6 protein-coding genes are annotated in these 6,872 nt (G+C 62.7%); 5 read left to right on the top strand and 1 reads right to left on the bottom strand.

Annotated elements, in window-relative coordinates; genetic code table 11:
* Positions 1 to 20: 20 nt before the first annotated feature.
* Positions 21 to 290 carry a DUF2631 domain-containing protein gene (locus ACWF6P_RS25100; RefSeq protein ID WP_003942762.1) on the bottom strand — a complete coding sequence of 90 codons (270 nt, stop codon included), beginning with the start codon at positions 288 to 290 and terminating at the stop codon, positions 21 to 23.
* Between the two features lie 120 nt (positions 291 to 410).
* Here ACWF6P_RS25100 and dxr point away from each other — a divergent pair, with 120 nt between their 5' ends.
* From dxr to ACWF6P_RS25075, 5 genes are all read left to right on the top strand, one after another.
* The gene (dxr, locus tag ACWF6P_RS25095; RefSeq protein WP_378545848.1) at positions 411 to 1,568 is read left to right on the top strand and encodes a 1-deoxy-D-xylulose-5-phosphate reductoisomerase; all 1,158 of its coding nucleotides are present in this window, start codon (positions 411 to 413) and stop codon (positions 1,566 to 1,568) included.
* 7 nt (positions 1,569 to 1,575) lie between these two features.
* Entirely contained in the window at positions 1,576 to 2,793 is a 1,218-nt protein-coding gene (locus ACWF6P_RS25090; RefSeq protein WP_378631025.1) for a M50 family metallopeptidase, read from the top strand.
* An 87-nt stretch (positions 2,794 to 2,880) separates the two neighbouring features.
* Positions 2,881 to 4,038, top strand: a complete 1,158-nt coding sequence (ispG, locus tag ACWF6P_RS25085; RefSeq protein ID WP_378449524.1) for a flavodoxin-dependent (E)-4-hydroxy-3-methylbut-2-enyl-diphosphate synthase — start codon at positions 2,881 to 2,883, stop codon at positions 4,036 to 4,038.
* 111 nt (positions 4,039 to 4,149) lie between these two features.
* Complete coding sequence (locus ACWF6P_RS25080) at positions 4,150 to 4,986, top strand: GNAT family N-acetyltransferase (protein WP_378533721.1); 837 nt, start codon at positions 4,150 to 4,152, stop codon at positions 4,984 to 4,986.
* Between the two features lie 69 nt (positions 4,987 to 5,055).
* Entirely contained in the window at positions 5,056 to 6,870 is a 1,815-nt protein-coding gene (locus ACWF6P_RS25075) for a penicillin-binding transpeptidase domain-containing protein (RefSeq protein WP_452622909.1), read from the top strand.
* The last annotated feature ends 2 nt before the right edge of the window (positions 6,871 to 6,872 follow it).

Raw genomic sequence — 6,872 nt, 5'->3', positions numbered from 1 at the left:
GCCTTCTCTTTGTCAGGTCTCTAGCGCGGGCGGCGACGGATGACGATGTCGCGGACCAGAATGAAGATCATCAATCCGGCGGTGCCGATGAGCCACAGATCCTCGACCTTGCCGTGATGGTTACCGATCATCATCAGAAGCAGGAATATTGCGAAGAACCATCCGAGGAAACGGAAAAACTTGAGTCCTTCACCACTCCACCCCCATGCGGCAGAGGGAACCTCGGCCTCATCGACGTGCGAGACCACGACGGGGGCGCTGGACTTGACGTCCAACTGGGTATCGGCCACGGTCGATCCTCCTGCTCATTCGGTTGCACTACTGCCCAATATGGTGACATACGACTGCCTGTCGTACGTAGTTGGGCGTCGATAAGGTTGTTCTCAGGTGTTATCAGGAACAATGGGCGAGTGCAGGAAACCACACGTACCCGCGTCCTCCTCCTCGGCAGCACCGGTTCGATCGGTACCCAAGCGCTGGAGGTCATCGCTGCCAACCCCGATCGTTTCGAAGTAGTCGGACTGGCAGCGGGCGGCAACAATGTCGAATTGTTGGCCGAGCAGATCCGCGCGACCGGCGTCACCGACGTCGCCGTCGCCGATCCTGCGGCCGCCGCTGCTCTGGAATCGGTGACGGCTCGTTCGGGACCGAGCGCAGTGACGGAACTGGTTCGCGACAGCGGTGCCGATGTCGTCCTCAATGCGCTCGTCGGTTCGTTGGGACTCGAACCGACCCTGGCGGCTTTGAACTCGGGTGCACGTCTGGCACTCGCGAACAAGGAATCCCTTGTCGCAGGCGGAGCGCTGGTGACCAAAGCCGCCGCACCCGGCCAGATCGTGCCGGTCGACTCGGAGCATTCGGCGTTGGCCCAATGTCTACGTGGTGGAACGGGCGACGAGGTGGCTCGGCTGGTCCTCACCGCTTCGGGTGGGCCGTTCCGCGGCTGGAGCGCCGAGGATCTCGAAAATGTGAATCCGGCTCAGGCAAAAGCGCACCCCACCTGGTCGATGGGACCCATGAACACCCTCAACTCGGCAACCTTGGTCAACAAGGGGCTCGAGTTGATCGAGACGAATCTGCTGTTCGGGATCGACTACGACCGCATCGACGTCACCGTGCATCCGCAGTCGATCGTGCACTCCATGGTGACGTTCTTCGACGGTTCGACGCTGGCGCAGGCAAGCCCACCGGACATGAAGCTTCCGATCGCCCTCGCACTCGGCTGGCCGGACCGTATCGAAGGCGCGGCGTCGGCATGCGACTTCACGACAGCCTCCACCTGGGAATTCGAGCCGCTCGATTCGTCGGTGTTCCCCGCCGTCGATCTGGCGAGGAGCGCGGGCAAATCCGGCGGCTGCTTCACTGCGATCTACAACGCGGCCAACGAAGTGGCGGCTCAGGCTTTCCTCGACGGCGTCATTTCGTTCCCGGCGATCGTCCGTACGGTGGCTGCTGTTCTCGACGATGCAGGTCAATGGTCCGCGGAACCGGTTACCGTGGACGACGTTCTGGCCGCAGACGGCTGGGCACGCACACGAGCGCGTCAGCTCGTGAAGCAGGAGGGCTAGAACTTTCATGGTTTTTGCACTGGGCGTAGTGCTGTTTGCCCTCGGCATCGGCGTGTCCATCGCCCTGCACGAAGCCGGCCACATGTGGACGGCCAAGGCTTTGGGAATGAAGGTTCGCCGCTACTACATCGGCTTCGGACCGAAGATCTTCTCGTTCCGTCGAGGTGAGACCGAGTACGGACTCAAGGCACTGCCGCTGGGCGGATTCTGCGACATCGCAGGCATGACGGCTCTCGACGAGATGACGCCTGAAGAAGAGCCGCACGCGATGTACAAGAAGGCGGCGTGGAAGCGCGTCGTCGTCATGTCCGGCGGTATCGCGATGAACTTCATTCTCGGGTTCCTCCTGATCTACGCATTGCTCCTCGGCTGGGGCCGAACGAGTTCGGAGCCGGCACCGCCTGTTGTCAAGGGCGTGACCTGTGTTGCTCCGACGCAGTTGGGTCAGGATCAGGGGTGGAAACTTGCGGAATGCACCGGTACCGGCCCGGCGGAGGCAGCTGGAATAGCTGCCGGCGATCGGATCGTCGCGGTGGACGGTCAACCAACGGACACTTTCGCCAAGGTTTCCGCGGCTATCCGCGACAAGTCCGGGACAGTCACACTCACAGTCGAGCGCGGCGACGAGACTATTCAAGTTCCGGTCGATGTATCCCCGGTCGAGCGCTACGTAGCCAAAGAGGGCAGCACAACGCCGGAGCTGGCAAAGGTAGGCGCCGTCGGCATCGAGGGCGTCAGCAATCTCATCGAGTACAACGCGCTCACGGCTGTTCCGGCAGCCTTCGACTACACCGGCCAGATCATGGTCGACTCGGTGAAGGCGTTGGCTGACATTCCGTCGAAGGTGGGGGCTCTGTGGGAGTCGGTCACGGGCGGCGAGCGGGCGCAGGACACACCGATCAGCGTGGTCGGCGCCAGCGTGATCGGCGGCGAGGCTGCTGATCGAGCCGAGTGGCCGATGTTCGTCGGCCTGCTCGCGTCGATCAACTTCTTCCTCGGCGTTTTCAACATCCTGCCGCTGCTGCCGCTCGACGGCGGGCACATCGCGGTGGTCTTCTACGAGAAGATCCGCGATTGGTTCCGCGCCCGCCGAGGCCTGATCCCGGGCGGTCCGGTCGACTACACGAGACTCCTCCCGATTACTTACGTATTCATCGTGATCGGTGGCGCGTTCATGTTGCTGACACTCACAGCTGACATCGTCAATCCGATCAAGATCTTCTGACCGTGTGAGCAGGGCGACGGTTGCCGCGCGGTAGTGCGGTGATCGCCCGGCTAAACTTGCAGTGAAGCTATGAAAGAAGGCACAGACGTGACCATCCCTATCGGACTGGGAATGCCCTCGGCACCCGCAGCGATTCTTGCTCCTCGACGCAAGACTCGGCAGCTGCAGGTCGGCACGGTAGGTGTGGGCAGCGATTTCCCCATCTCGGTGCAGTCCATGTGCACCACGAAGACGCACGACGTCAACGCAACGCTCCAGCAGATCGCCGAATTGACTGCTTCCGGATGTGACATCGTCCGTGTCGCTTGCCCGCGCCAGGAAGATGCGGACGCGTTGGCGACCATCGCGAAGAAGAGCCAGATTCCGGTTATCGCCGACATCCACTTCCAGCCGCGCTACATCTTCGCGGCAATCGAGGCGGGATGCGCTGCGGTGCGCGTCAATCCGGGCAACATCAAGGAATTCGACGGCCGCGTCAAAGAGGTGGCGAAGGCCGCGGGCGATGCCGGCATTCCGATCCGCATCGGCGTCAACGCCGGTTCGCTCGATCCTCGCTTGATGGAGAAGTACGGCAAGGCGACGCCCGAAGCGTTGGTCGAGTCTGCGCTGTGGGAAGCCGGGTTGTTCGAAGAGCACGGCTTCGGTGACATCAAGATCTCCGTCAAGCACAACGATCCGGTGATCATGGTCGAGGCTTACCGCCAACTCGCCGCCAAGTGCGACTACCCACTGCACCTCGGTGTCACCGAGGCGGGTCCGGCGTTTCAGGGCACGATCAAGTCCGCGGTCGCCTTCGGTGCGCTGCTCGCGGAGGGCATCGGCGACACCATCCGTGTGTCGCTCTCAGCCCCGCCGGCCGAGGAAATCAAGGTCGGTAACCAGATTCTGCAGTCGCTGAACCTGCGTCCGCGCAAGCTCGAGATCGTCTCATGCCCCTCGTGTGGCCGCGCACAGGTTGACGTCTACACACTCGCCGACGAGGTCTCCGCGGGTCTCGAGGGCATGGAGATTCCGCTACGCGTGGCAGTCATGGGCTGCGTCGTGAACGGACCGGGTGAAGCGCGTGAAGCTGACCTCGGTGTGGCGTCCGGCAACGGCAAGGGCCAGATCTTCGTCAAGGGCAAGGTCATCAAGACGGTGCCCGAGGCGCAGATCGTCGAGACGTTGATCGAAGAGGCGATGAAAATTGCCGAAAGCATGGAGGGCGACGCTTCGGAGGGTGCGCCGGTCGTCACCGTGAGTTGAGTGATTGCCGGATGAATCTTCCCCGTCGGTGTCAGGTTCGTGGCAATCTGAGTGCATCATGATCGGGTAGTGATATTCGTGGACGCGCAGTCGAGTCGAGGGGGTTGACGGATGCTCAAACTCCTCGGAGCCAAGCAGGTCGGAAGTCGAGATCTCGATGACGTCCGAGCGGTACTCGACGCCGATCCGGTCGCGGCCTGCATGATTGCCGCGCGCGTCGAAGAATGCGGCGTCGACCCACGAATGATTCACGGCGAGCTGTGGAGTCGAGGCGGGCCGTTGTCCTCCCTGTGCTTTGCCGGGGCAAATCTGGTTCCGCTTCGGGGCGATCCGGATGACATTCGAGCATTCGCCGACCGTGCCTGTCGGATTCCACGCATGTGCTCGTCGGTGGTCGGCCGCGCCGAATTGGCGTTGCCGCTCTGGGAAATGCTCGAACTCGATTGGGGAACTGCGCGGGAGGTTCGCCCCGAACAACCGTTGCTCGCGGTATCCGAGCCGCTGGCATGCCCGTCGGATCCTCTGGTCCGGCAGGTCCGCTCCGACGAACTCGACATCTACCTGCCTGCCGCGATCGCGATGTTCATCGAAGAGGTGGGCGTCGATCCACGTGCCAACGACGGTGGGCGCGGCTATCGGCATCGTGTCGCAAGCCTGATCGCCGCCGGGCGAGCGTGGGCGCACATCGAGGACGGCCAGGTCGTTTTCAAGGCGGAGGTCGGTTCGATGTCCGCGCGCTGTGGCCAGATTCAGGGCGTCTGGGTCAATCCCGAGTTTCGCGGACAGGGCTTCGGCGTGACCGGAACGGCGGCTGTGGCGGAGTCGATCATGGCGACCGGTCGCATTGCGAGCCTGTACGTCAACAGCTTCAATACGATTGCGCGGTCGACCTATTCGAGGGTCGGGTTCCGACAGGTCGCAACTTTCTCGACGGTACTGCTCGACTGACCGCACACGGTGGGTGCAATGGTCGCGCCTACCCTGACCGCGTCGGTTGCCGCCCTAGTATGGGGTTCGATGAACACTCGGCATTTCTCTCGTAGTCGCTCGGCCCAACTGTTGGCCTCCTGCACCGTGATTTTCTTGGCGGTGGGGATCAGTTCGTGTACTCCGAAACCCGCCGGCCCCGAGCCCGTCGCGCAGCAGTTCCTGAGTGCGTTCGGTGACAGAGACATCGACGAGGCAGCAAAATTTACGGACCGGCCTGATTCTGCCGAACCCGTGTTGAGCGATACCTGGGATGCGCTTCAGGCCGAGTCGATGACCGCAGAGACCACGTCGGTGAAGATGAACGGAGACACCGCCACGGTCGGCTACACCTACGAGTGGCATCTCCCGAAGGACCGCGTCTGGACCTACGACGGCGAACTGCAGATGGGGCGCAAGGACGGTGACTGGTCTGTCCGGTGGAGTTCGACGGACGTTCATCCCCGTCTCGGTGACAAACAGACGATGTCGTTGCGGGCAACCGCTGCGCCGAGGGCGAGGGTCAACGAGCATTCGGGCACGGACGTCCTCGTGCCGGGAATCGTCTACCGCGTGAAGTTCGATCGCTCGAAGAGCAACGACATCATCGGCTCCGCGAACAGTCTCGCAAGCGTTCTCGGGCGATTCGATTCGTCGCTGACGGGTCAGTCGATCGCGGAATCGTCGACGGCCGTCAAGGGCGACTATCTGGTGACCAGGTTGCGCAGTGACGACTACGACCAGGTTTCCGCGCAATTGGGAGCCATATCCGGGGTTTCGGTGTCGGACGAATCGGATCTGGTCTCGACCGACCCGGAGTTCGCACCTGACCTGCTCGGGCAGATCAAGAAGACGATCATCGACGAGGTCGACGGCAAGGCCGGCTGGAGTGTCGTCACGGTCAACCAGAACGGCGTCGACACCGACGTGTTGACCGAGACTGCGCCGCAACCGGTTCCGTCGTTCAGTATCAGTCTGGACCGCAACATCCAGATCGCTGCGCAACGCGCGGTGAACGTGAACAAGGATCAGGCGATGATGGTGGTCATCGAACCGTCGAGCGGTGCCATTTTGGCCGTTGCGCAGAACAAGGCAGCAGACCGCGACGGACCGGTCGCGACGATGGGTCAGTACCCGCCCGGTTCGACGTTCAAGATCATCACGGCAGGCGCGGCAATTTCGACGGGTCAGGCGACTCCCGACACGATGGTGCCATGCCCTGGCCGAATCGAGATCGGCGAGCGCAGCGTCCCCAACTACAACGAGTTCTCACTCGGCACGGTGCCGATGGCAACGGCCTTCGCCCGTTCGTGCAACACGTCCTTCGCCAAGCTGGCCAGCGAGATGCAAGCTGACACGTTGACCACTGCCGCAGCGCAGTTCGGCATCGGCCAGGACTACAACGTGGTGGGGTTGCCGATCGATTCGGGTTCGGTGCCGCCGGCGTCGGATCTGGTGCAGCGGACCGAGGACGGATTCGGTCAGGGCAAGGTCGTGGTCAGTCCGTTTGGAATGGCGATGGCGGCGGCGACGGTTGCGAACGGTTCGACACCGGTGCCGCAACTGATTTCGGGACGCGAGACCACCATCGACGGTGAGCGCCCGGCGATCACACCGGCCATGGTCGACGGTCTGCGCGGAATGATGCGACTCGTCGTCACCAGTGGTACCGCCGAACGCGTCGAAGATCAGGGTGAGGTGTACGGCAAGACCGGTGAAGCTGAGGTCGACGGGGGATCGCACGCATGGTTCGTCGGCTACCGCGGCAACCTGGCCTTTGCCACTCTGGTTGTGCGGGGCGGAAGTTCGGACAACGCCGTCGCCGTGACCCGTGACATGCTCACCGCCCTGCCGGAAGGTTACTGACC

This window comes from Rhodococcus sp. NPDC055024 (assembly GCF_053608585.1).
The sequence above is the reverse complement of the archived record's forward strand: the minus strand, read 5'-3'. Positions and strand labels throughout refer to the sequence as shown.

Coding starts and splice junctions, on each gene's coding strand:
- ACWF6P_RS25090 (WP_378631025.1), top strand. CDS start 1,576: ATGGTTTTTGCACTGGGCGTAGTGCTGTTTGCCCTCGGCATCGGCGTG.
- ACWF6P_RS25080 (WP_378533721.1), top strand. CDS start 4,150: ATGCTCAAACTCCTCGGAGCCAAGCAGGTCGGAAGTCGAGATCTCGAT.
- ACWF6P_RS25075 (WP_452622909.1), top strand. CDS start 5,056: ATGAACACTCGGCATTTCTCTCGTAGTCGCTCGGCCCAACTGTTGGCC.